Origin of the sequence: Flavobacterium buctense, from assembly GCF_014486695.1 — a bacterium.
Lineage (GTDB): Bacteria > Bacteroidota > Bacteroidia > Flavobacteriales > Flavobacteriaceae > Flavobacterium > Flavobacterium buctense.
Window position 1 is genome coordinate 24,771 of sequence record NZ_JACTAB010000006.1, and the last position, 22,356, is coordinate 47,126.

Annotated in this window: 28 protein-coding genes; 6 read left to right on the top strand and 22 right to left on the bottom strand. The window is 36.8% G+C overall.

Annotation, left to right across the window (positions count from 1 at the left end; translation table 11 throughout):
- Nucleotides 1-4 precede the first annotated feature (4 nt).
- The gene (gene trhA / locus ICG50_RS09995) at nucleotides 5-637 is read right to left on the bottom strand and encodes a PAQR family membrane homeostasis protein TrhA (RefSeq protein ID WP_187660774.1); all 633 of its coding nucleotides are present in this window, start codon (nucleotides 635-637) and stop codon (nucleotides 5-7) included.
- 112 nt (nucleotides 638-749) lie between these two features.
- Between trhA and ICG50_RS10000 the strand changes: the two genes are divergently transcribed.
- The gene (locus tag ICG50_RS10000) at nucleotides 750-1,991 is read left to right on the top strand and encodes a TPR end-of-group domain-containing protein (RefSeq protein ID WP_187660775.1); all 1,242 of its coding nucleotides are present in this window, start codon (nucleotides 750-752) and stop codon (nucleotides 1,989-1,991) included.
- Here the strand turns inward: ICG50_RS10000 and ICG50_RS10005 are convergent.
- From ICG50_RS10005 to ICG50_RS10015, 3 genes are all read right to left on the bottom strand, one after another.
- Entirely contained in the window at nucleotides 1,957-2,601 is a 645-nt protein-coding gene (locus tag ICG50_RS10005) for a Pr6Pr family membrane protein (RefSeq protein WP_187660776.1), read from the bottom strand. The two genes, ICG50_RS10000 and ICG50_RS10005, sit on opposite strands and share 35 nt — an antisense overlap.
- Nucleotides 2,602-2,610: 9 nt before the next feature.
- Nucleotides 2,611-3,066: an META domain-containing protein gene (locus tag ICG50_RS10010; protein WP_187660777.1), complete on the bottom strand. Its 456-nt coding sequence runs from the start codon at nucleotides 3,064-3,066 to the stop codon at nucleotides 2,611-2,613.
- Nucleotides 3,067-3,193: 127 nt separating this feature from the next.
- The gene (locus ICG50_RS10015) at nucleotides 3,194-3,649 is read right to left on the bottom strand and encodes a hypothetical protein (RefSeq protein ID WP_187660778.1); all 456 of its coding nucleotides are present in this window, start codon (nucleotides 3,647-3,649) and stop codon (nucleotides 3,194-3,196) included.
- 204 nt (nucleotides 3,650-3,853) lie between these two features.
- Here ICG50_RS10015 and yaaA point away from each other — a divergent pair, with 204 nt between their 5' ends.
- Nucleotides 3,854-4,612: a peroxide stress protein YaaA gene (yaaA, locus tag ICG50_RS10020; RefSeq protein ID WP_187660779.1), complete on the top strand. Its 759-nt coding sequence runs from the start codon at nucleotides 3,854-3,856 to the stop codon at nucleotides 4,610-4,612.
- Between the two features lie 171 nt (nucleotides 4,613-4,783).
- Here the strand turns inward: yaaA and ICG50_RS10025 are convergent, their stop codons facing one another.
- The 5 genes from ICG50_RS10025 to ICG50_RS10045 form a co-directional block, all read right to left on the bottom strand.
- Complete coding sequence (locus ICG50_RS10025; RefSeq protein WP_187660780.1) at nucleotides 4,784-5,485, bottom strand: VIT1/CCC1 transporter family protein; 702 nt, start codon at nucleotides 5,483-5,485, stop codon at nucleotides 4,784-4,786.
- Between the two features lie 97 nt (nucleotides 5,486-5,582).
- Complete coding sequence (locus tag ICG50_RS10030) at nucleotides 5,583-5,981, bottom strand: hypothetical protein (RefSeq protein WP_187660781.1); 399 nt, start codon at nucleotides 5,979-5,981, stop codon at nucleotides 5,583-5,585.
- Nucleotides 5,982-6,067: 86 nt separating this feature from the next.
- Nucleotides 6,068-6,466 carry a hypothetical protein gene (locus ICG50_RS10035; protein ID WP_187660782.1) on the bottom strand — a complete coding sequence of 133 codons (399 nt, stop codon included), beginning with the start codon at nucleotides 6,464-6,466 and terminating at the stop codon, nucleotides 6,068-6,070.
- 155 nt (nucleotides 6,467-6,621) lie between these two features.
- Nucleotides 6,622-7,266, bottom strand: a complete 645-nt coding sequence (locus ICG50_RS10040) for a hypothetical protein (RefSeq protein WP_187660783.1) — start codon at nucleotides 7,264-7,266, stop codon at nucleotides 6,622-6,624.
- Between the two features lie 158 nt (nucleotides 7,267-7,424).
- Nucleotides 7,425-8,285: a DUF6602 domain-containing protein gene (locus ICG50_RS10045; RefSeq protein WP_187660784.1), complete on the bottom strand. Its 861-nt coding sequence runs from the start codon at nucleotides 8,283-8,285 to the stop codon at nucleotides 7,425-7,427.
- Nucleotides 8,286-8,564: 279 nt separating this feature from the next.
- Between ICG50_RS10045 and ICG50_RS10050 the strand changes: the two genes are divergently transcribed.
- Entirely contained in the window at nucleotides 8,565-9,167 is a 603-nt protein-coding gene (locus tag ICG50_RS10050; RefSeq protein WP_187660785.1) for a helix-turn-helix domain-containing protein, read from the top strand.
- 73 nt (nucleotides 9,168-9,240) lie between these two features.
- On the opposite strand, the gene ICG50_RS10055 is transcribed toward ICG50_RS10050, so the two are convergent.
- The 11 genes from ICG50_RS10055 to ICG50_RS10105 form a co-directional block, all read right to left on the bottom strand.
- The gene (locus ICG50_RS10055) at nucleotides 9,241-9,588 is read right to left on the bottom strand and encodes a hypothetical protein (protein WP_187660786.1); all 348 of its coding nucleotides are present in this window, start codon (nucleotides 9,586-9,588) and stop codon (nucleotides 9,241-9,243) included.
- Between the two features lie 199 nt (nucleotides 9,589-9,787).
- Nucleotides 9,788-10,549: a tryptophan synthase subunit alpha gene (gene trpA / locus ICG50_RS10060; protein WP_187660787.1), complete on the bottom strand. Its 762-nt coding sequence runs from the start codon at nucleotides 10,547-10,549 to the stop codon at nucleotides 9,788-9,790.
- Between the two features lie 2 nt (nucleotides 10,550-10,551).
- Complete coding sequence (trpB, locus tag ICG50_RS10065; RefSeq protein WP_187660788.1) at nucleotides 10,552-11,739, bottom strand: tryptophan synthase subunit beta; 1,188 nt, start codon at nucleotides 11,737-11,739, stop codon at nucleotides 10,552-10,554.
- A complete protein-coding gene (locus ICG50_RS10070; protein ID WP_246448736.1) occupies nucleotides 11,736-12,368 on the bottom strand; it encodes a phosphoribosylanthranilate isomerase in 633 nt (210 codons plus the stop codon). Before ICG50_RS10070 ends, trpB begins: the two co-directional genes overlap by 4 nt.
- Complete coding sequence (gene trpC / locus ICG50_RS10075) at nucleotides 12,368-13,153, bottom strand: indole-3-glycerol phosphate synthase TrpC (protein WP_187660789.1); 786 nt, start codon at nucleotides 13,151-13,153, stop codon at nucleotides 12,368-12,370. Before trpC ends, ICG50_RS10070 begins: the two co-directional genes overlap by 1 nt.
- Complete coding sequence (gene trpD / locus ICG50_RS10080) at nucleotides 13,150-14,148, bottom strand: anthranilate phosphoribosyltransferase (protein ID WP_187660790.1); 999 nt, start codon at nucleotides 14,146-14,148, stop codon at nucleotides 13,150-13,152. The genes trpC and trpD overlap by 4 nt, the downstream gene beginning before the upstream one ends.
- 73 nt (nucleotides 14,149-14,221) lie before the next feature.
- Nucleotides 14,222-14,791, bottom strand: coding sequence for a glutamine amidotransferase-related protein (locus ICG50_RS10085; RefSeq protein WP_187660889.1), 570 nt, complete (start codon nucleotides 14,789-14,791; stop codon nucleotides 14,222-14,224).
- 9 nt (nucleotides 14,792-14,800) lie between these two features.
- The gene (locus ICG50_RS10090) at nucleotides 14,801-16,195 is read right to left on the bottom strand and encodes an anthranilate synthase component I family protein (protein ID WP_187660791.1); all 1,395 of its coding nucleotides are present in this window, start codon (nucleotides 16,193-16,195) and stop codon (nucleotides 14,801-14,803) included.
- 261 nt (nucleotides 16,196-16,456) lie between these two features.
- A complete protein-coding gene (locus tag ICG50_RS10095) occupies nucleotides 16,457-17,020 on the bottom strand; it encodes a YceI family protein (protein ID WP_187660792.1) in 564 nt (187 codons plus the stop codon).
- A gap of 24 nt (nucleotides 17,021-17,044) precedes the next feature.
- Nucleotides 17,045-17,677, bottom strand: a complete 633-nt coding sequence (locus tag ICG50_RS10100; RefSeq protein WP_187660793.1) for an NAD(P)H-dependent oxidoreductase — start codon at nucleotides 17,675-17,677, stop codon at nucleotides 17,045-17,047.
- Nucleotides 17,678-17,687: 10 nt separating this feature from the next.
- Nucleotides 17,688-18,146, bottom strand: a complete 459-nt coding sequence (locus tag ICG50_RS10105) for a MarR family winged helix-turn-helix transcriptional regulator (RefSeq protein WP_187660794.1) — start codon at nucleotides 18,144-18,146, stop codon at nucleotides 17,688-17,690.
- A gap of 169 nt (nucleotides 18,147-18,315) precedes the next feature.
- Between ICG50_RS10105 and ICG50_RS10110 the strand changes: the two genes are divergently transcribed.
- The 3 genes from ICG50_RS10110 to ICG50_RS10120 are packed head-to-tail and all read left to right on the top strand — an operon-like array spanning nucleotide 18,316 to nucleotide 20,606.
- Nucleotides 18,316-18,636, top strand: coding sequence for a rhodanese-like domain-containing protein (locus ICG50_RS10110; RefSeq protein ID WP_187660795.1), 321 nt, complete (start codon nucleotides 18,316-18,318; stop codon nucleotides 18,634-18,636).
- A gap of 2 nt (nucleotides 18,637-18,638) precedes the next feature.
- The gene (locus ICG50_RS10115) at nucleotides 18,639-19,943 is read left to right on the top strand and encodes an NAD(P)/FAD-dependent oxidoreductase (protein WP_187660796.1); all 1,305 of its coding nucleotides are present in this window, start codon (nucleotides 18,639-18,641) and stop codon (nucleotides 19,941-19,943) included.
- Nucleotides 19,944-19,946: 3 nt separating this feature from the next.
- Nucleotides 19,947-20,606: a M15 family metallopeptidase gene (locus tag ICG50_RS10120; protein WP_187660797.1), complete on the top strand. Its 660-nt coding sequence runs from the start codon at nucleotides 19,947-19,949 to the stop codon at nucleotides 20,604-20,606.
- On the opposite strand, the gene ICG50_RS10125 is transcribed toward ICG50_RS10120, so the two are convergent.
- Together ICG50_RS10125 and ICG50_RS10130 are read right to left on the bottom strand one after the other, a co-directional pair.
- Entirely contained in the window at nucleotides 20,603-21,172 is a 570-nt protein-coding gene (locus ICG50_RS10125; RefSeq protein WP_187660798.1) for a hypothetical protein, read from the bottom strand. The genes ICG50_RS10120 and ICG50_RS10125 overlap by 4 nt on opposite strands.
- 4 nt (nucleotides 21,173-21,176) lie before the next feature.
- Nucleotides 21,177-22,355, bottom strand: coding sequence for a THUMP-like domain-containing protein (locus ICG50_RS10130; RefSeq protein ID WP_187660799.1), 1,179 nt, complete (start codon nucleotides 22,353-22,355; stop codon nucleotides 21,177-21,179).
- Between the last annotated feature and the right edge of the window lies 1 nt (nucleotide 22,356).

Sequence of the window (22,356 nt, forward strand, 5' to 3'; positions counted from 1 at the left end):
GTTATTAAAGACTTTTATAAATGGCCATAAAATGAAGTACTGTGCCCAATAAAACAAAACCATGCCAAATGGTGTGAAAGTACGGCTTATAACTTTTGACATAAAAATACACTCCTATAGTATAACTCAATCCTCCGGACAATATCCACCAAAAAATTTCTAATGGAACGGTATCGATTAAGGGTTTAATTACAAAAACAATCATCCAACCCATGATCAAATAAAGCACTACTGATAACCATTCAAATTTATTGATAAAAAAGATTTTGAAAAACATTCCTAAGAAAACTATTGTCCACATAGTAGTTAGAAATACAAAAGCAGTTTCTGATGGCAAGTACTTAATCATTAATGGCGTATAAGTTCCGGCAATTAGAAAATAAATGCTAATGTGATCGGCTATTTTGAGGAGGTTCTTCGACTTTTCTTTTTGAACAAAATGATAAAGAGTAGAGCAACTGTACACCAAAAAAATACCTATGGCAAAGGCCGCAATCGAATAAAAGGTGGTTAAATCGTTGTTGTCATAAGTTATCGTCAAGACTATCGGCATCGCAATAATACAAAACAAGACTCCTAAACCATGCGAAATGGCGTTGGCCAGTTCTTCGTTGCGGGTTTGTTCACGGTGTTTCATCGGATTGCATTTTGGGTTGCGTAAAAATAGTCAAAATGCAAATCGATTTCGAATCTGTTGTAATAAATTAGGTGTTTTTGCGTCAAACGATTATCGTTTAAAATTCATCATCATGAAACAATATCTATTCTTCCTGTTGATAAGCACTTTCGTTTCGGCTCAGTCACAAAGAGAATTGTATAACAACAGTGTAAAAGCTTATGAGGCCAAAGACTATGCTACTTTCTTAAAGTTGACCCAAACACTCGACAGTATCAGACCTTTTCATCCTACGTTTACTTATAATTTGGCTTCGGCTTATGCATTGAATGATAAAGCTAAGGAGTCTTTAGCAGTCTTAAAAAAATTGGTTTTGATGAATAACACTACCGAGTTTGAAAAAGACGCCGATTTCAATTCGATACAAAACACCGAAGGTTTCAAAGCGATTTTAGCACTCAAAGCTGCTCAGCAGAATTTGGTAGCCCATTCCAAAAAAACAGTAACATTATCCGAAACGACTTTGCATCCGGAAGGTGTGACTTATTTGAAGAAAGCCAAAATTTGGTTGGCTTCCAGTATTCACCACAGAAAAATAGTGTCTTTTGATTTTAAAACCGGAGTTTGTACCGATTGGCTTAAAACCGATGAGATGTTAGCTGTTTTTGCACTAAAAACCGATGCCAAAGAGGAATATTTATGGGTTGCTACTTCGGCTATGCCTGAAATGGAAAACTTTTCTCCAGCACTTGACGGCAAAGCTGAAATTCTGAAAGTAAATACTAAAACCAAACAAATTGTAAAACGATATACTATGGAAGGGCATCATGTTTTTGGGGATATTTATGTGACCAAAAACAATACGGTTTATGTTTCCGACAGTGCTAAGCCAATGCTTTACAAAATTGAAAACGACGAGATGAAGCCTTTTGTATCGTTTGAAAACGAAGGTTTTAATCTGCAAGGCATAACGATGAATGAGAAAGAAGACCAACTTTTCGTAGCCGATTATTTAAAAGGAATTGCTGTAGTGGATATAAAAACCTTATCCAAAACTTGGTTACCACTTCCCGAGGGAACGATTGGTAAAGGCATTGATGGCTTAGTGTTTTACAAAAACAAGTTGATAGCCGTACAAAATGGCGTAACCCCTATAAGAATCACCCAATTTAATTTAAATAAAGGGCAAAACGCCATCGAAAGTTTCCGCATTATCGATAACAATCGCCCGGAATTTGACGAACCGGCTTTGGCGACTATAGTGGGCGAGAAACTGTATTTCTTTGCCAATTCACCTTGGAAAGCTTATGACAAAAATGCGGTTTTAGACGTGAGTAAAGTCAAGAATCCAAAGTTGTTTTGTTTGGAGTTTTAAATTTCAAAGATTTTCCAACACCTACAAGAACAAAAGCCAATACCAAAAAGGCAAAGACCAGAGCACCGCTATTGAGTAAGACTTTCTTTAAACCCAATTCGGTAACATTGACAAAAGGATAGGGATAATACCCCGAATAGTTTCCCCTAAAAAGAATGAAAGCCAAGTAAAACAAAGGATAAAGTAACCAAATAGGAATCAATTTCCAAGACACATTTCTCTTGTCTTCATAGTTAAACCAAAAAACAATCACATAAATCGGAATGATGGAGTGAAGCATTTCATCTACAATTCTATGCATACCTGTTGGTTCCCAAATACCTCGCAATACCAATTGATAAACAACACCAACAATGGCAATATAAAGTGTTACTGCTGTTAAAAATCCGGGTTTTTCAAATCGGGTGAGAAATGAAATTGGCTTTTTGTACCACAACACCGAAAAATACAAAGCCACCAAGCTATTGGTTAGTATAGTAAAATAGCTAAAAAAACGAAGGGTAGTTTCAGTTAACGATTCGACCCGATTTTGCATCATCAATACAAATTGCATGAGAATGGCAAACCAGCCAATAGCAGCACCAATGAAGATGATAGTATTTTTAGACATACGGTGGTTCTATTGTTGAGGTTTGGCCATCTTTTTAAAACGCATCATCGGAATATCATCAATAAGCAAGAGCAATTTCCCTTCGCTATCGATGGCAAACTTGTTGACCTTGCCCAACATTTTTAAGAACGCTTCTTCACCGCCACCTTCGCAATAGATCATAGTTTTTATGGCGTTTCCAAATTGGATACTATTCTCTTTCTTGGTGTATTTTCCGCTGTACACATTGCAACTGGTGTTGCCGTTGAATTCATTTGATAAATCCTTGAACATGATGTGTGGTTTTTTTTCAGGATACAAACCTTCAAAAGCAATGCGTGCACCCGAAAGGTATTCGAGTTCCCAAGCATAATCGTAAAAATCAGATTTGCCAATAGTTGCGCTTACCTCTTTAGTTTTTGTAGTGCAACAAGCCGAAAATAAAAGAGAAAATAACGAAAGGAATAAGACAGTTTTCTTGTTCATGATCTTGTATTTTTAAAATATACCTTTATAAAACACTCAAATTTAGCAAAAAAGCATTGTTCTTTTAACCGAAAATGAAAAAAGAAAGTAAAGAAATCTTCTTAGGTTCAGTATATAAACCTTTTTTCTACAATGGTTTAGGGCTAATTTCTTTAGTAGAAATTGCAGAAACCTTGTTTTCGCTATCAACTGTTACATACAGTTCCCGTTTAAACATTTTCTTTTCATAATCAATGTTGTAGCGAAAGGTATATTCGTCAGTGATTTTGTTATGGGTAATATCAAGAAGTGTAAGTCCTTGAAACCTGCCGTTTCTTAGGTTTATTTTTTTACAAATGATGGATATTTTTTCCTTAGTAGCATTTTGTCTTACCTTTTCAGTAGCTTCTGCACTACTAAAGGGTTTAAAACGTGAAGTGTTACAGGTTTCCAGTAGTCTTTTGCCTAAATCATAAGCGCGGTCTTTTTTTACCGCTGCCACTTCAGTCGGTTTTATAATTGTTGTCGTATTCTCTACTATGTTTTTTTTACTTTTACAAGACAATACCAACAATACACAGCAAAACAAAATTATTCTCCTCATAAAGCATTGATTTTTAATCGATTTAAATTTATTTTTCTCAAGGTTTTAATCTTTCAAATGTAGGGTAGAGAAGTAATTGCAGTGTTATAAGATTTTAGTCGATATTTATAAGATTTGCCAATAGTTCAATCAAAACAAATCATTTTGTCGTATATGATTTTCGTAATCGAATTAGTATTTTTGAACCACTATAAAGTATAAACCATGAAAATCGTCATATCGCCGGCCAAGTCGTTAAATTTTGATAAAGAAGTACCAACGCTTGTTTGTACCGAACCCCAATTTTTAAAACAAGCCACGACCATTCAAAACACTTTAAAAAAGAAAAAGCCCAAACAGCTTTCGACTTTGATGGATATATCGGAGAAATTGGCCGAACTTAATTGGCAACGCAACCAAGAATGGCATACACCATTTACGCCTGAAAATGCCAGACAAGCGGTTTATGCTTTTGATGGCGATGTGTACACCGGATTAGATGTTTACAGTTTACCGGAAGAAAAATTAGCCGTTTTACAGGACAAACTCCGCATTTTATCAGGATTGTACGGTTTGTTGAAACCATTGGATTTAATGCAGGCTTATCGATTGGAAATGGGCACTTCAATGCCTATCGGTAAAAGTAAAAACTTATACGAGTTCTGGAAAAAGACTATTACTAAAGAATTGAACAGCGAGTTACAAAAAGACGAGTTGTTTATCAACCTAGCGAGTAACGAATATTTCAGTGCGGTAGAGACCAAAACGTTGAAAGTGCCAATCATTACGCCGGAATTCAAAGACTACAAAGACGGCAAACTGAAAATGATTAGTTTTTTTGCCAAAAAGGCGAGAGGTTTGATGGTGCGTTATATTATAGATACCAATGCGGAAACGATTGAAGACTTAAAAGGATTCAACTACGAAGGATATGCCTTTGATGCCAATTTGAGTAAAGGGAATACGTTGGTGTTTACTAGGTAGTATAGTTATAGTATGAATTATGAATTATAAATTATAAATTATAAATTATAAATTATAAATTATAAATTATAAATTATAAATTATAAATTGGGTAAACACCACTCAACAGCTGTAATACAATCGAATGAACAGTGGTCATGCTGAGCCTGTCGAAGCACTTTCCAAAAACAATTAAACACTTACCCCAAAAAGATACCCCACTAAAGCAGAAAGAGCCATAGCAATGGTTCCCCATATCGTAATGCGCAAGATGGCTTTTTTAATGCTTGAGCCTCCTGTTTTGGCGGCCGTGGCTCCCAGTATGATTAGGAAAATAGTGGTGAAACCATACAGCCAATATTCCATTTGGAGTACGGGTGCAAAGAGGATTACTAAAAGCGGTAACACACCACCAACAGTAAACGCGGCACCCGAAGCTAAGGCAGCCTGAATAGGGTTGGCCTGACTAATTTCATTAATCCCCAATTCGTCTCTAATGTGCGTGCCTAACGCGTCTTTTTCGGTTAGTTCGATAGCCACTTGCCTAGCGGTTTCTTTTTTTAGGCCTCGCTTCTCATAGATTTGGGCCAAAATGTTGAGCTCTTCCTCGGGCATTTCCCGGAGTTCTTTAATTTCTCTTTCAATGTCGGCTTTTTCAGTATCGGTTTGGGAACTTACCGAGACATATTCTCCGGCTGCCATAGACAAAGCACCGGCAACAAGACCGGCCACGGTGGCTAAAACAATAGGTTCTCTGGTGGCACTGGCAGCGGCTACGCCAATGGCCAAACTGGAAATAGAAATGATGCCGTCGTTAGCCCCCAAAACAGCGGCTCTTAGCCAATTGCTTCGGTGAATGTAATGGCTATCCAGGTAGTTGTCAATGGTGATCATAAGCTTTGGATTTAGTCATAAAGTTACGATTTTTTTGACCACAGATACCAAAGATTAACAGATTTTCACGGATTTTTTAAACTGCGCTAAAGGGTTATTACAACTTTCGCTCAAAATACAAATGCGCATACTCCAGTTTAAGAATCACGGCGTTTTCGGAAGTGAACTCTATAGTGGCGTCTTCGTCAACGGTGTATTCTTCTTGAACGTCTCTTTGTTGGGTGATGGTTTTGCCATCCTCAGAGACTTGGTATTGCCCGGTGATGGGAACGGTGTTATTGGCCATGGTCGAAGTATATTTACCGTTAGCCTCAAAGCACACCGTAATACTATCCGCCGGTGGCATGGATTCCTGAGGAATGTTAGCCGAGGCAGGAGCCACCATTTTTTTAAACACCCAACAACCTTGTATTTTTTGGGCGTTTTCTTTTTGGGCGAAGGCAGTCGTGGTAGTGAAAATGATTAATAGGATGAGGAGGGATTTGAGTTGGTTCATTGTGGTGGTTTTTGGTTTTAAGTGAAAAATGGGTTAGATGTCTAAGAGATTTATTTGTTGTAAACTGCTGTTATGAATGGAAATTTTTAATTAAAAGCTTTTCCATTAATTACTAAGTTTAGAAATATTATTGGCAAAACTACATTTAATAATAATACTATTAATGTTAGTAATGCATCAACAATATTTGCATTTGCTGGTATTAACCCTTTTCCATAACAAGGGCGAAAATGACGATTTCTTATTAAAATTGATAATGTATCGAATATTCTTATGTGAAAAATTAGAAACAATGGAAAAAGAAAACTACTACTTTCGACGGTATAGTTGGTTATTAAGCCAAATGATGCCCAACAAATTGATATTAAAATATTTATAAGTAAACGATTTTTCTCAAAGAAGTTTTTATAATTATACTTCCACCACAATACGTAAAAAACATAGCCAAGTGAAATAAAAAAACCAAGGAATTGTAATTTATTCATGTTTTGTATTATTGTGCATAACTTTTCGCGCTTTCGTGTCTGATGCGAATCCAGTGTACTGAGTACTTTCAGCTAAGATAAAATTTTTTCGTAAAGAAATGAGTTGTATTCAAGAAAAACCAGCAATAGCGCAAAACCGCTGTTATATGCAGGTTTTATCGAATGTTATACTTCAATTTTAATCTGTCATCAATCCGCTTCATAAGTTCAAAAACGAACTTAAAATATTCAAATGCATTTTGTTTGGCAAATTCATCCATCTGCATTGCTTGAAAAATAGGTATTGTTTTATAATTTACTTTAATTTCTTTAATAGCTGTAGGATTTGAAAGATTGGCTTGATAAACAGGTGTTTCATCAGGAAAGTCTTTTAAAATCTTACTTGGGTCAGAGTGTGAGAATCCATTTCTCATAAGTTCTCTTATTGTATCAAACAAAACTTTTTTTTCCTCTTCGGTAATCAAGTTCTCTTTTTTACATAATTCTATTGTGTTCCCTAATTGTTTAGAACCATACTTTTCATTTGGCGCCGAGAATATTTCACTCCAATTTTCTACTGGTTTTGGTCCAATTCCAGCTTCGTTATAAATTAAAGCAAGTTTCAAAACTCTTTCTAAAACATTATTAGTCAACGTTATTGAAGCTCGATAAAATTCTAGAATAAGACATTTGTTGATTTCAAAAATAGAACTTCCTAATTCAGGATAAGTATAAAATTTGAAATCAAAATACTTCTTATGAACTTCAAAGTTTTTATTTAAGTTTTCTACAAATGCTTTTTCAAAGATTTCTTTTTCCATAGTCGTGGTTAAAACTTGCACATAACGTCTTGCAGCTTGTGACAGTTGCGACGATTTATTACTGATGATTCTAAAGTTAAAACTCCTTTTTGAATTTTCGAAGAAAATTCTGGGCAAACCCAAGCGAGTATTAGTTACAAACGGCTGTTAGGAGCAGTTTATTCTTTTGCACCCATGTTTAAATTTAAATTTAACCCTTCAGCTAGAATTGTCGGCCAATGAATTTTTCCTAAAATAATATTATCTAAAGCATACATCATACTCATCAAACCTGTCCCAAATGCTTTTCCATCAGATTCAAAAGATTCCAATCTCGATGTTCCATTAATGAAAAATGGAGATTCTATTTGTGTACCGACTGCTGGTAAAATTAAAGCGTCTGAACCAGCTATTATTAAATCCGGAGAATTCTTCATTATACTTATCGTCGCACAACGTAATTGTAAATGAGGAAAAAAATCCTTAACAGGAACTGGCTTTTGTGTTTCATTAATTCTCAAGTACCTTGAAATTATAACCCCATAAATAGGATTGAAATATTGTGGCCAATATTCTTGTCGATTGGTTTTAAAATTACCTATGTTAATTTGTGGTGTTATTTGCGTCAAAGGAACTTTTTCTCTATTCATTTCTTTGATAGCTTTAATTTGACTTATTGCTTTTGATAAACTTTGCCCACCACTTCCTTCAATACACAATGTATGTTTAGCCTCGATATAAGCATAAACTGCTTCAATCGGAATCTTTTGTTTTTGAGCAAATGTTTTATCTTCAAGAAGCCTCAACGTAGGAAATCTATCATGATCAAAAATGATTATGTCGTCTCCATTAATCTCACCATCTTGCGATACTGCAAAACCTCTACATATACCATATTTTTGAGGTAAAATAACTCTTAAAACTTTGCATATCGCAATTTCAAATTCATGTCCATTGTCAAAATTATACTCAGCGGATATCTCATTCAGTAAAGAATGAAATTTAACACTAATGTTTTCTAAAAAATCTGAATATGCCATAGTTGTCTTAAATTGCTCCTAACTAATCGAAAAGTATAACCTAAATCAAACCCATTCTACTAGCTAGTTCCTTATCTCCCAAACTTACAAAATCTTTCCTCGTCTTACAATCCCCATCAATAGGGGTTTTACCTCAAGTTATCAACATAAATTACTTACAAAAGAGGTTTTTGAGGGATAAGGGATAAGGGAAAAGGGAGAAGTGAAGAAGCTTTTTCATAACCCCGCTATAGGTCTTGTGGCAAAACAATAAATAAATTTTAAAGTTGCCACAAAATTGTGGCAAACTATTTGCTGGTTTCAAAAAATGCCACAAAAACGATAAAGATGAAAGAAGGTTTCAATCCCAGAGAAATATTGGGTCTTACCCAAAGCCAAATAGCGTTGTTGTTAAAAGTAAGTCGCAGCCATTGGTCAATGTATGAGCTAGGGAAGCGCCATTTGCCGGACTCGGCTTCTTCGGTTTTACACGATATGATGGCTAATGTGCATTCGGTCGAAGTCAAGACTACTCCTAAAACCGAACGTCAGGTAAAGCAAGACGAAGCCATGCATGAGGCATTGCAAAAGATGTTTAAGGAAAACAAGTACCAACTAGAGCATGTGGCTAGGAAGTTAGCTCCATTGGAGCGAAAACACCAAGCCCATCTCAAAGCCCAGCAAACGGTAGCCTACTTAAAGGCCAAAAACCCGGAGGCCAGTGAACGGGAATCCAAATTATTAGATTTGATCCATACAATGGCGACCAGAGGGATTACCCACAAATTGTTGCTTCAAATCACCAAGTGGCAAATCAAACTCGAGTTGTTGCAAGAGGAAAAAAAGTTGTTGGAAGAACGAATAGCGAAGGGGAATAGTTATGATAGTAAGAGCACGGATTGAAAATCTACGCTGTTAGATTACGCCTTTGACTCTAATCTGAGCAAAGGAAACACACTGGTTTTCACAAGGTAGTTTAAGCGTAAAGATATTCCTGGTATTCTCGGATAGTTTCGCTGGTGGCTTTCTTTTGGTCGCGAGCTAATTCTCGCATGGCTTCAACACCTTTTTTGGCACAACGCTTTACTTTGTATAGGCGAGAAGAGAAGGAATGTAGTTTTTCCAAATCTTGTGGAGAAAGTTTGGTTTCGAGTTCGCTTACAAAATCAGTAAACTCTTTTAAGACTACTTTGTTTTCTTCATAATCCGTTTTTAATTCATCAAGAAGTTCATGAATCTCTTTGCTGATGTCATTGCTGATGTCTTCACTTTTTTTGCAAAGCTCTGCAATTACTTTTTTCTCGTGATTGTTGAAAAGTCCCATGATAATCTGATTTTAAGTTAGTTGTTTTTGACAGTAGTAAACCAAATTTAGCAAATTGTTTTCAGAAACGATGCAAATTGTTAATAACTAAGTGTTTAGAGATGAAAAATTACCAAAAACACTTTGAAATAAGGTAGTATAAGTAAAATCTATATTGACTATTTAAAAAATTGTTTTTCAGAAGTATAGGATTATTTATCTAAAGTATATTTCGGATAAAATTTTGAATACGATCTGTTCCGTTTTTTGAAATAAATTGTATAAAACTACTGCCGATAATAGCGCCTTTTTGATGCTTTACTGCTTGCTCAAACGTGGTTTTATTGCTAATTCCGAACCCGATTATTTGTGGATTTTTCAAATTCATAGCCGCAATTCTCTCAAAATACGCCAGCTGATTTTCGTCAAAACTATCCCGGCTTCCGGTTACGCTGGCACTACTGACCATGTAGATAAACGCATCTGAATTAGCGTCTATCAAGCGAATTCGTTCCTCGGAAGTCTGCGGCGTAATCAGGAAAATCATCGCAATACCGTGGCTTTCAAACAGTTCTTTGTATTCTGACAGGTAGATTTCAAGCGGTAAATCCGGGATAATTAAGCCGTCGATACCAGTTTCTTGGCATTGCTGCAAAAAGTTTTCTATGCCAAATTGCAGCATCGGATTAAAGTACCCCATAATAATTAACGGGATGTCAACCGTTGTTCTAATGTTCTTTAATTGTTCAAAAAGAATAGTGGTGGTCATGCCGTTTTTCAAAGCTTGAGTTGAGCTTGCTTGTATGGTCGGACCATCGGCTAAAGGATCGCTAAACGGCAATCCGATTTCGATCATATCGACCGAGTTTAGTACTAAATTTTCTATTAAACTTTTGGTGTCATTTAAGTTAGGGAAACCTGCTGTAAAATAAATAGATAGTATTTTTTTATTCTCTGATAATTTGTTTTGAATTCGGTTCATTTCTACAGTTTAAAATAGTTAGTGTAAGTGTTCAAATCTTTATCGCCACGACCGGATAAATTGATGACAACAACATCGTTCGGCTCGAACTTTTTATGCTTTAAAACGGCAAAAGCGTGTGCAGTTTCTATCGCCGGAATGATGCCTTCGGTTTGGGCCAATTCGATTCCGGCACGCATGGCATCATCATCGGTAATCGCAATGAATTCCGCTCTTTGGGTTTGATACAAATTAGCATGCATCGGACCAACACCGGGATAATCCAATCCCGCGGAAATAGAATAAGGTTCGGTGATTTGACCGTCGTTGGTTTGCATCAAAAGGGTTTTGCTTCCGTGAATAATACCAATTTTTCCCAAAACAGAAGTTGCTGCGCTTTCACCCGAATCGATTCCTTTTCCGGCCGCTTCAACCGCAATGAGTTTTACGTTTTCTTCGTCTAAAAAATGATAGAAAGCACCGGCAGCATTGCTTCCGCCACCAACACAAGCAATAACATAATCGGGATTTTCACGGTTTTCTTTTTGGAGTAACTGACTTTTAATTTCCTCAGAAATCACACTTTGAAACCGCGCCACCATATCGGGATAAGGATGCGGCCCAACCACAGAGCCGATGATGTAAAACGTGTCTTCGGGATTGCTAATCCAATCGCGAATAGCTTCATTAGTAGCGTCTTTCAAGGTTTTAGAGCCTGAACTTGCCGGACGAACTTCGGCACCGAGCATTTTCATACGAGCGACATTCGGCGCCTGGCGTTCGATATCCACTTCGCCCATATACACTATGCACTGCAAACCCATTAACGCGCAAACGGTTGCGGTAGCTACGCCGTGTTGGCCTGCGCCGGTTTCGGCTATGATTCTGGTTTTGCCCAATCGCTTGGCTAAAAGGATTTGCCCGATGGTGTTGTTGATTTTGTGTGCGCCGGTATGACACAAGTCTTCGCGTTTAAGGTAGATTTTAGCATTGAATTGCTCCGAAAGACGCTTGGCATAGTATAACGGCGTCGGTCGCCCGACATAATCCTTTAAAAGCGCTTTAAATTCGTCTTGAAAGCTTTGTTCCGCTGTGATAGATAAATACTGTTCACGCAATTTCTCTACGTTTGGATAAAGCATTTCGGGGATGAAAGCACCTCCGAAGTCGCCGTAGAAGCCTTTTTCATTAACGTTGTATGTTGAGTTCATAGCTGTTGTTTTAAGTTTTGGATAAATGTTTTTAAAGTGTCCGGGTTTTTATGTCCGGGTTCGATTTCGAATTGGCTGTTGAGGTCGATGGCGAGGCATTTTTTCGCATAGTCTTTTTGGAAAAATATTTTTAAATCTTTTAGACTTTCTTGACCAATGCCACCACTCAGAAAATAGGGCTTGTTTAAATAATACCGTTCTAAAATGCGCCAATCGAAAGAGGTACCGTTGCCACCATAATTTGCTCCTTTAGTATCAAACAGGAAATAGTTACAACAATTAAAATAATTATTTAAACTATTAAAATTAAAAGTGTTATCTATATTAAACGATTTGATTACTTTAAGTTTATTTTGCTGGAGTAAAAGACATAATTCGGGCGATTCTTCTCCGTGTAATTGCACCGAATCCAACTTGTGTGTAGTTATTTTTTCCTGAATCTCTTCAAAAGTTGCATTGACAAAAACGCCGACTTTCTGAATCGACTTGTCCAATTCGGGAATGGCATTTTCAAAATTTCTAGGCGATTTATCATAAAAAATAAAACCCAAATAATCGGGTTGTAAAGCCGCTATTTCCGAAATGTTTTCCGGAAACTTCATGCCGCATATTTTGATTTTCGTTTCCATTAGGCTTTCAATTGATTGATAAATTGTTCCAATGCTGCTCCGGGATTATCCGTTTTCATAAAGTTTTCTCCGATTAGAAAGCCTTGAAAACCGAGACTTTTTAGCAATTCTATCCCTTCGGGTTTATTTAAGCCACTTTCGGATATTTTGACAAAGTCGGTTGGGATTTGGGTAACCAAATCGATACTATTCTGCAAACTCACTTCAAATGTCTTTAGGTTTCTATTGTTCACACCAATAATGTCAAGACTTGGCATGATGCTTTGCTCTAATTCTTCGAGATTATGTACTTCCAATAGCACTTCTAAAGCAATAGAATGAGCAAACTCTGAAAGCGATTTGATTTCTTCTTTGCTCAAAACCGCGGCAATCAGCAAGATAGCATCGGCACCATTGGCTTTCGCTTCCAAAATTTGATACTCATCGATGATGAATTCTTTGCGCAATAATGGCGTGTTTAGGGAAGCTTTCGCTATAATCAAATCTTCTAACGAACCACCGAAATACTGACTATCCGTCAATATTGAAATTCCACTTGCACCGGCGTTTTGATACCCATTTGCAACTTCTTCTACAGACAAACTGTGATTAATAGTGGCTTTAGAAGGCGAACGACGCTTGTGTTCGGCAATAATTCCGAAAGGCGAATTGATAATGGATTTGCTTAACGAATGGGTTTTAGCATTGAATAAATCGCTGTTTTCCAATTGGTTTATGGAAATCACACGCTTTTTCAACGCTACTTCTCTTTTTTTACTTGCTATGATTTGATCTAGTAGGTTCATGACGCTTGGCTGATTTGTTGGAGTTTTTGTAATTTTTCTAACGCTTTTCCGGATTGTAAACTTTCTTTGGCTTTCGCGAAAGCGTCTAAGAGACTACTGTTTTCAACCGTTGCGATTGCCATAGCAGCATTGGCACAAACCACATGCTGCTGTGCTTCGGTACCCTTTCCGGAAATGATTTTCATAAAGATATTAGCTGATTCTTCGATAGTTGTACCGCCTTTGATGTCTTCGAAAGCCAATTTGGATAGATTAAAATCATTCGCATTGACGATGCTTTCTGAAGATTTGGTAATGATTTTTGCCTCAGCGGTTAAGGAAATCTCATCATAACCGTCTAAAGCGTGAAGAATCGAATAGTTAACGGTGGTGTTTTGGTACAAATACGCATACATACGCGCCAATTCTAAACTAAAAACACCTACCAATTGGTTCTTGGGAAACGATGGATTCACCATAGGTCCGAGCATGTTGAAGAAGGTTTTTACGCCCAATTCTTTCCGAATCGGTCCAACGTTTTTCATCGCCGGATGGAATAACGGTGCGTGAAGGATGGCGATATTGGCTTCTTCCAAGCATTTGGTTAAAAAACCTTTGTAGTTGCTGAATTTAACGCCCAAGGTTTCCATGACATTACTTGATCCCGAAATAGACGAAACGCCGTAGTTACCGTGTTTGGCGACCTGAATTCCGGCACCGGCAGTGACAAACGAAGCTAAGGTTGAAATGTTGAAAGTGTCTTTGCCATCGCCACCAGTTCCGCATAAATCGATGGTGTTGTAGGCAGAAAAGTCAATGGCGATGCAAAGTTCTAATAGGGCTTCGCGAAAGCCGGAAAGCTCTTCGATAGTGATGTTTCGCATCATATAAACCGTTAGGAATGACGCAATTTGACTCGGATTGTATTGCCCTGTTGAGATGTTGACCAAAACAGTTTTGGCTTCTTCTTTGGTTAGGGATTCGTGATTGATTAATCGGTTTAAAATAGTTTTCATGATACTTAGTTTTAGTGAACTGCCGAGATTCGACAGCGTAAAAGTTTACCGTCGACGTGGAGCAGACAGCAAACTAAGCGTTAAGCCAGTTTTTTAAAATGGTTTTTCCGTGAGGCGTGAGCACGCTTTCGGGATGGAATTGGACGCCTTTGACGTCGAAGGTTTTGTGTCGGAGTGACATGATTTCACCGTTTTCGTCCGTAGAAGTTACTTCTAAAGTTTCGGGAAAATCATTGGCATTGACTACCCAAGAATGGTAGCGCCCGACTTCAAATTCGGCAGGCAAATCATAGAAAAGGGATTCGTCGGTTACGGTTTGGGTTACTTTGGTGGCTACGCCGTGGTAGACTTTGTCTAAGTTAGTCAGGCTTCCGCCAAAAACTTCTCCGATGGCTTGTTGGCCTAAACAAACACCCAAAATGCTTTTGGTTGCGGCATATTTGGCAATAATCAATTTCAATAAACCGGCTTCGTCGGGAATTCCGGGACCAGGCGACAGAAGAATTTTATCGAAAGATTCAAGTTCTTCTAATTCCAATTCGTCATTGCGAAAAACAGTTACCTTTCCGTTCAAATCTTCAAGATAATGAACGAGATTATAAGTAAAACTGTCGTAGTTGTCGATAATGGCTATCTTCATGATGGTGTAAAGTTAAATGGTTTCTGCTAATTCCAAAGCATTATTCAAGGCTCTTAATTTATTGTATACTTCTTGCATTTCGTTTTCTTCGGTTGAACTTTCAACGATTCCGGCGCCGGCTTGGTAATGCAATTGGTGGTTTTTAGATAAAAATGTCCGAATCATAATGGCGTGATTGAAGTTGCCTTCAAAGTCCATAAAACCTATCGCGCCGCCATAAAACGTACGGTTCGTATTCTCAATACTTTCTATTAACTGCATCGCTTTGTGTTTTGGAGCACCGCTTAAAGTACCGGCCGGAAACGTATTCGCTACCAATTTCATGGAACTTCCTGTAAGTTTTCCGGTGACTTTGGAAACTAGGTGAATTACGTGGGAAAAGAACTGGACTTCTTTGTATTTCTCGACTTTGACTTCGGTACAATTCCGACTTAAATCATTTCGAGCTAAATCGACCAACATCACGTGCTCGCTGTTTTCTTTGGCGTCTTCGGATAGTTTTTTGGCCAAATCGGCATCTTGCTCGTCGTTTCCGGTTCGTTTGAAAGTTCCTGCAATCGGATGGATTTCGGCGTGGTTGTTTTTGATAACGAGTTGCGCTTCGGGCGAAGACCCAAAAATTTTGAAATTCCCGTAGTCAAAAAAGAACAAATAGGGTGAAGGATTGATGTTTCTTAATGCCCTATAAACATTGAATTCATCGCCTTTAAACGCTTGAGAAAATCTTCGGGACAACACCAATTGGAAGACATCGCCGCGGTGACAGTGTTTTTTGGCTAAAGCCACATTGGTTTTGAATTCGGCATCGGTTAAGTTTGAGGTTGGACTTCCTTCTTTGGTGAAACTATAACTCGCGAAAGTTTTGGTTTGCAATAACTGCTCGATTTCCTTGATGTTGTTGGTATTGTCAATGCTGTGACAAAAGATATAGGCTTCGTTTTTGAAATGATTGATGGCAATGATATTTTGGTAAACGGCATAGAACAATTCGGGAATCGCTAAATCATTTGTTTTTTTGGCAATCTCAATTTTTTCGAAATATTGTACCGCATCGTAACTGATATAGCCAAACAAACCGTTGTTGATGAATTTGAAATTGTTCTTTTCGGGTTGGAATTGCGCCGCAAATGCTTCGATTTCTTTAGGAACATTAGTATTAATGTCAATAATGATTGTTTCTAAAGTCCCGTCAGGAAATGATTTTACAATGCTATTGTTTTCCAACTTGATGGAAGCGATAGGATTGCAACAGATATACGAAAAACTGTTATCGGCCGTGTGGTAATCACTACTTTCGAGTAAAATACTGTTGGGGAATTTGTCTCTAATTTTCAAATAAATACTCACCGGCGTAATGGTGTCGGCTAGGATTTGTTTGTAGTTCGTATGGAGTTGATAGATTTTCATGGTTCAATTTTTAGCATAAAAAAAAAGGCTTGTCGTGAATGACAAGCCTTTTCGGATATTTAGATTTTAAAATATACTCATAGCAGACTATTTCACGACGTTCGACGTAAACTATTCCACCACCAAGTATTGTTTAAAATGTTGTTCATTTTCTTTTTGTATGAAACAAATGTAGGTAAGTGTTTTTAATTTTCAAACATAAAAATAAAAAAACCTCAAAAAAAATTTTGAGGTTTTGATTTCATAACAATGATTCCCTTATTAGAATTGTAAGCTGATAGCCAAATCGAAATCGTCATAGATGGCTTTGTCACCTACATCAAAAAAGCTTTTTGAACCATATTTGATGTCGTATTTTGTTCTGTCTACTTTGAAAGCTGTTGTAGCAGTGTTTCCTTTTACAGTCAAGTCAAAAGTTACCGGTTTTGTAATGCCTTTGATAGTTAAATCGGCTGTTACAGTGTAAAGACCATTTCCTTTATCGGCAATTGTGGTGAATTTAAGCGTAGCCGTTTTGAATTTGTCAGTACCAAAGAAATCATCGGCTTTTAAGTGGCCGTCTAATTTTTGCTTCCATTCTCCGGTTAAATCAGTTGCTGTTAAAGAAGTCATGTCAACTGTAAAATTACCACCAACTACTTTTTTTCCTTTGAAAATTAGCATTCCTTCTTGGAAGTTAACCGTTCCGCTGTGTTCACCGGTTACTTTTTTACCAACCCAGTTGATAGTACTTTTAGCGGCGTCAATTTTCTTGTTTTGTGCTGTAGCAACGGTTGTTCCGAAAGCTACCAATACTGCAATGGCAATTGTTTTTAAATTTTTCATTTGTAAATTAATTTTAGTTATAGATTATAAATTGATAAATAATTCTTCGTTTGATTTACGCACTTTTGCGTAGTTTTGAGTATCATCTTCTGCATGACGGTAACCAATAGTGGCCACTAAAGTTGCGTTTAAACCTAGTTCAGTTAAACCTAAAATTTCATTGAACTTTTCAGGCTCAAAACCTTCCATAGGCGTAACATCGATGCCTAATTCTGCTGCTGCATTTAATAAATTACTCAAGGCGATGTAGGTTTGTTTTGAGGTCCAAACATTTCTATTGTCTTCTGAAAGGGAAGTGATTTTAGATTTCATAAAATCGCCGTAACCTTTCAAAGCATCTGTTGGTAAACCTCTCGTTACAGCAATATTGTTGATGTGTGCGTCAATTTGGGTTTCGCCAAAATTAGTGATGTTGGCAAAAACTAATAAATGGGAAGCGTCAACAATTTGAGTTTGTCCCCAAGCTACCGGTTGTAATTGCGCTCTTAATTCAGGATTTTCAACAAAAATAACTTTGTAAGGTTGCAATCCGTAGGATGAAGCGCTCAAACGAACGGCTTCTTTTAGAAACTCTATATCTTCATTTGACACTTTTTTGGTTGGGTCAAATTTTTTGGTGGCATAACGCCAATTGGCATTTTTTATAAAATTACTCATAGCTATTTATTTAATTTATTTTTCTGTATTTTTCTAACAAGACATTCAATTGTTCTAATTCAGTTTTACTCAAATTAGCCGCAAATAGTTGTTCGTGTTCGCTTACTTTCGGATCCAATTCGGTCAAAATGGCCAGTCCTTTTTCTGTGATCAGTACTTCAATTTTTCTTCGGTTGTCCGGGCAAACTTCTCTTGTGACAAAATCTTTTAACAATAACTTGTCAATTAATCGGGTAGTGTTACTGTTTTTGGCAATCATGCGTTCTTGGATGACACACATATTGGCCGGATTTCCTTTTTGACCTCTTAAAATTCTCAAAACATTGTATTGTTCACTCGATAAATCATAAGGTTTTAAAATCTCATTAAACTTATCACTGATTACATTTTGAGTAAACATAATGTTAAGGATGACTTTTTTAGCATCCTCTAAAGCAACGGTTGATTTTATAACTTCTTCAATCCTCATAATTACAATAGTAATATTTGTAGGTACAAATATAGAGTATTTTATATTTGTATATACAAGTGTTTAGTTATTTTTTTGTTAAAATTGTCAAAAGTCTCTCAGATTTGGGGTTTTGCATTGAATTTTAACGCTTTAAATAAAGTATATTTGTTATTCAAAACGGAATCACATGAATTTATCACAACAAGATTGGAAAGCACAATTAGAGAGAGATCAGAATGCTGTAATTTTAGATGTAAGAACACCGGAAGAGTGTAGCGAAGGTTTTATTCCCAAAGCGATGAATATCGATATATATAAAGGTCAGGGTTTTATTTATGCAGTAGATGAATTGGATAAGTCTAAAAATTATTATGTGTACTGCAAAGCAGGAGCCAGAAGTGCTCAAGCTTGTCAAATTATGAATCAAATGGGATTTGAGAACACCTTTAATTTAGAAGGTGGTTTTATGAATTGGAAAGGCGATGTTGCCTTTTCTACAGAAGGTTAATTATGAATATTCCAGCGTCAACTAAACCACGAATAGTCATTATAGGTGGTGGTTTTGCCGGTATAGCCTTGGCAAAAAAACTCAGAAACAAAAATGTCCAAGTCGTTTTATTGGACAAACACAATTACCATACTTTTCAACCTTTATTATACCAAGTGGCGACCGGCGGATTGGAAGCGGGTTCTATTGCTTATCCGATTCGGAAAGTGATTCAGGAATACAAAGATTTTTATTTTCGGTTAACATCAGTTAAAGAGATTGATACCAAAGAGCAAAAAGTCATATCTGAAATTGGCGATTTGCACTATGATTATTTGGTAATTGCCACCGGTTCTAAAACCAATTATTTTGGCAACAAAGAAATCGAACGCAATGCAATGTCAATGAAAACCATTCCGCAATCTTTGAATATTCGCAGTTTAATTTTGGAGAATTTCGAGCAGGCAGTTTTGTTAAAAGAAGAAGCGGAGAGAAACTTGTTAATCAATTTTGTTTTAGTTGGTGCCGGACCGACAGGCGTGGAGCTTGCGGGCGCTTTAGCCGAAATGAAAAAAGCCATTCTCCAAAAAGACTACCCCGATTTAGACATTTCTAAAATGGAAATCAACCTAATTCAAAGCGGTGATAGGGTTTTAAATACGATGAGTGAAAAATCTTCTTTAGAAGCTGAAAAATTCTTGTTAAACTTAGGGGTAAAAGTTTGGAAAAATGTTCGGGTTACCAATTACGACGGAAGAACCATTACCACCAATACCGATTTAACTTTTGAAACGGCCACGTTGATTTGGACTGCCGGAGTACAAGGTGCACCCATAAGAGGTTTGGATGCTAAATCTTTAGTTGAAAAAGTAGAGCGCATTCGAGTAAACGAATTCAATCAGGTGAAAGGATACGACACTATATTTGCCATAGGCGATATCGCTTTGATGGAAACCAAGGAATATCCACAAGGTCATCCTATGATGGCGCAACCGGCAATGCAACAAGGAAAATTGTTGGGGGACAATTTGGTCCAATTAATCAGTGGCAGAATCATGAAACCTTTTGAATACAACGATAAAGGTTCCATGGCGACGATTGGTAGAAATTTGGCCGTAGTTGATTTACCCAATTATCATTTCAGCGGCTTGTTTGCATGGTTTGTATGGATGTTTGTGCATTTGTTCTCCTTAATCGGATTCAAAAACAAAGCTGTAGTTTTTACCAATTGGGTTTACAATTATATTAAGTTTGATAGAGAAGGCCGATTAATTGTCCGTCCGTATAAAAAAAGAAGTTTTACCACGTTTACCAGTGATGAGCTATAGCCGATGAAAAATTTTTCCTTTTTATTAATGGTAATTGTATTGGTTTCTTGCAAGTCAACTTATCTCGATGCCAAAAAATCACCGGTTTTATTAGACATCAACAAAGAAACCGACGATTATGCTTTTGTAAACCTAAAAAATTACAGCAACGATTTTGTCTTTGATATGAAATACGCTACGCCGGATAATTTTCTAAAAGAAAAGGTTTATCCGTGTGGCGAATGTTTTTTGCGAGTGAAAACCATAAAATCGTTGTTAGAAGCCAACAAGGCATTTTTAGACAAAGGCTATAAAATCAAATTATACGATTGTTATCGACCGATAGCGATTCAGAAACAAATGTGGAAAATTGTTCCCAATCCGACTTATGTAGCCAACCCGAAAAAAGGGTCGATTCACAACAAAGGTGGCGCAGTTGATATTACTTTAGTAGATTCGCTAGGAATTGAATTGAATATGGGAACGAAGTTTGATTTCTTTGGCGAAGAAGCAAGTCACAATTACTCTAATCTCTCCAAAGATATTTTGGAAAACCGAAAGTTTTTAAAGGAAATCATGCTCCAACACAACTTCAAATCTTTCGATTCAGAATGGTGGCATTACAATTTAACCAACAGTTCGGCCGATAAAGTATCTAATCAGAAATGGCGTTGCGAAGACTAATTTTCAACACACTTTAAGAAATCAATAAAATAACCTTCCGGTTCGTATACCTTCTTATCCAATTCTGAAACAAAAGCGGTTCTGAAAGGATAATCAATAGTTTCTCCGGCATATTTTACCCTCATAAACGTTACCGGTGATTTTTTTAGCTCTTCAAAATTTTCTTTAGAAAACACGAACGTACCACTCGTAATTCGGTTATTACTATTGCTTTCATCGCGCAACAAGTTCCCGCATGTATCAGCACCGGCATAAAGTAAGGTGACAATTTTGTTGTTGTTTAACTGTAAATATATTTTAGAACTGGCATCGAAACAAATGGCTTTGATAAAATCCTGACTGCGTTGTAAAATTTGGGTTTCAAGCCCTAGAATCCCATTGTTATTATTCAAAGAAAAGAAAATGGTTGTCGAGTTACCGGCAAAATTTCTTTCAAAAATGATGTGTTGTTTGGTTGATTTATAAGTACCCAAACTATCTTTAATGTCATTGTCAATCTCACAAGGTTTTTGGGCAAATGCCGTAAAATTTAAAAGTAAAAATAAAGCTAAAAATAGGTTCTTCATGGAATTATGATAATTTGCTGCAAAGTAAAACTATTTTATTGTTATTCATATCAGTTGTGAAAAAACAATACAAATTTCCACCGTCTTTGATTTTCCATTTTTTGCGAATAGCATCCACTGAATCGGGAAAATTTCTAGTGGTGATATTGGCTTTTTGATTTTCGAGCAAGGGTTTCATTTCATTTTTGGCATAGCCAATGCGTTGCTGAATTTCAAAACGACGTCCCGGAAAATCAATTAAGGTTTCCGAAGTATACAAATGCGAATGTTGGTGCAGTTTGTCAATCTTAAATTGACCGGAAATCATGTCAAATACGCCTGATTTCATGATGGCAGCGTTAGGTTCGTATAAATATTTTTTAGGTAAACCGAAATGGGCTTGGTTTTCGGCATTGAGTTCAAAACTAAAGGCTTCAGTTTCGTTTTTCAGGAGATTAACCGTAAATATTGTAATTGATTCATGGTACTCTTTCTCCAAAACCCAGAGCAATTCTTTGACTTCATTTTCCAGCGCCACAATGTGAATGGCTTTTACATTTTTTAATTCAGACAATCCGGCGGTTATGTCTAGTAACGGAGCCGTTTTTATCATGATGTTTGGCGCAAAACCATAATAGAAATCGAGATTTTCAGGCACATTAGGCAAACAATCTTTAAGCATAAACACTTTGCCTTTTGCCTCATTCCTTCGCGATGGGTCGATATAAATCCAATCCGCCTTTTTGTTGTTTTTCTTCAGAATTTCATAACTATCACCGGAAAAGCATTGAATATTGGACGCTTTGAGCTGATCAAAATTGTGTTGAACAAGCTGAGAAAGTTCACGGTTGATTTCACAATGCGCAACTTCCATAACTTTTTGGGCAAAATAAAAATCATCCACACCAAAACCACCGCTTAAATCAATGAGACTTTTACCCGAAACCAATTGTGATTTGTAAGCAGCAGTTCTTTCAGAAGAGGTTTGCTCTACAGAAATTTTTGAAGGATAAATGATGTTCTCTGTATTAAACCAAGTAGGTAATTTGGTTTTTGCTTTTTGTTTGGCCGCTATTTGATTGAGAATGGCAGTATAGTCTACTTTTGAAAACTTGTTCTTTTGTAAAGCCAATTGATTAACATCAGTGTCAATATGATGGGCAATAAAACGCTGAACTTCTTCGGCCAATATGGAATAATCCATA

Bases quoted from the DNA above. Each gene is read 5' to 3' on its own strand.
- ICG50_RS10070 (WP_246448736.1), bottom strand. From the start codon at position 12,368: ATGGAAACGAAAATCAAAATATGCGGCATGAAGTTTCCGGAAAACATT.
- ICG50_RS10130 (WP_187660799.1), bottom strand. From the start codon at position 22,355: ATGGATTATTCCATATTGGCCGAAGAAGTTCAGCGTTTTATTGCCCAT.
- ICG50_RS10005 (WP_187660776.1), bottom strand. From the start codon at position 2,601: ATGTCTAAAAATACTATCATCTTCATTGGTGCTGCTATTGGCTGGTTT.
- trpD (WP_187660790.1), bottom strand. From the start codon at position 14,148: ATGAAAACTATTTTAAACCGATTAATCAATCACGAATCCCTAACCAAA.
- ICG50_RS10025 (WP_187660780.1), bottom strand. From the start codon at position 5,485: ATGATCACCATTGACAACTACCTGGATAGCCATTACATTCACCGAAGC.
- ICG50_RS10125 (WP_187660798.1), bottom strand. From the start codon at position 21,172: ATGAAGAACCTATTTTTAGCTTTATTTTTACTTTTAAATTTTACGGCA.
- ICG50_RS10115 (WP_187660796.1), top strand. From the start codon at position 18,639: ATGAATATTCCAGCGTCAACTAAACCACGAATAGTCATTATAGGTGGT.
- trpB (WP_187660788.1), bottom strand. From the start codon at position 11,739: ATGAACTCAACATACAACGTTAATGAAAAAGGCTTCTACGGCGACTTC.
- ICG50_RS10040 (WP_187660783.1), bottom strand. From the start codon at position 7,266: ATGGAAAAAGAAATCTTTGAAAAAGCATTTGTAGAAAACTTAAATAAA.
- ICG50_RS10105 (WP_187660794.1), bottom strand. From the start codon at position 18,146: ATGAGGATTGAAGAAGTTATAAAATCAACCGTTGCTTTAGAGGATGCT.
- yaaA (WP_187660779.1), top strand. From the start codon at position 3,854: ATGAAAATCGTCATATCGCCGGCCAAGTCGTTAAATTTTGATAAAGAA.
- ICG50_RS10055 (WP_187660786.1), bottom strand. From the start codon at position 9,588: ATGGGACTTTTCAACAATCACGAGAAAAAAGTAATTGCAGAGCTTTGC.
- trpA (WP_187660787.1), bottom strand. From the start codon at position 10,549: ATGAACCGAATTCAAAACAAATTATCAGAGAATAAAAAAATACTATCT.
- ICG50_RS10015 (WP_187660778.1), bottom strand. From the start codon at position 3,649: ATGAGGAGAATAATTTTGTTTTGCTGTGTATTGTTGGTATTGTCTTGT.
- ICG50_RS10095 (WP_187660792.1), bottom strand. From the start codon at position 17,020: ATGAAAAATTTAAAAACAATTGCCATTGCAGTATTGGTAGCTTTCGGA.
- ICG50_RS10120 (WP_187660797.1), top strand. From the start codon at position 19,947: ATGAAAAATTTTTCCTTTTTATTAATGGTAATTGTATTGGTTTCTTGC.
- ICG50_RS10000 (WP_187660775.1), top strand. From the start codon at position 750: ATGAAACAATATCTATTCTTCCTGTTGATAAGCACTTTCGTTTCGGCT.
- ICG50_RS10035 (WP_187660782.1), bottom strand. From the start codon at position 6,466: ATGAATAAATTACAATTCCTTGGTTTTTTTATTTCACTTGGCTATGTT.
- trhA (WP_187660774.1), bottom strand. From the start codon at position 637: ATGAAACACCGTGAACAAACCCGCAACGAAGAACTGGCCAACGCCATT.
- ICG50_RS10110 (WP_187660795.1), top strand. From the start codon at position 18,316: ATGAATTTATCACAACAAGATTGGAAAGCACAATTAGAGAGAGATCAG.
- ICG50_RS10045 (WP_187660784.1), bottom strand. From the start codon at position 8,285: ATGGCATATTCAGATTTTTTAGAAAACATTAGTGTTAAATTTCATTCT.
- trpC (WP_187660789.1), bottom strand. From the start codon at position 13,153: ATGAACCTACTAGATCAAATCATAGCAAGTAAAAAAAGAGAAGTAGCG.
- ICG50_RS10090 (WP_187660791.1), bottom strand. From the start codon at position 16,195: ATGAAAATCTATCAACTCCATACGAACTACAAACAAATCCTAGCCGAC.
- ICG50_RS10030 (WP_187660781.1), bottom strand. From the start codon at position 5,981: ATGAACCAACTCAAATCCCTCCTCATCCTATTAATCATTTTCACTACC.
- ICG50_RS10100 (WP_187660793.1), bottom strand. From the start codon at position 17,677: ATGAGTAATTTTATAAAAAATGCCAATTGGCGTTATGCCACCAAAAAA.
- ICG50_RS10010 (WP_187660777.1), bottom strand. From the start codon at position 3,066: ATGAACAAGAAAACTGTCTTATTCCTTTCGTTATTTTCTCTTTTATTT.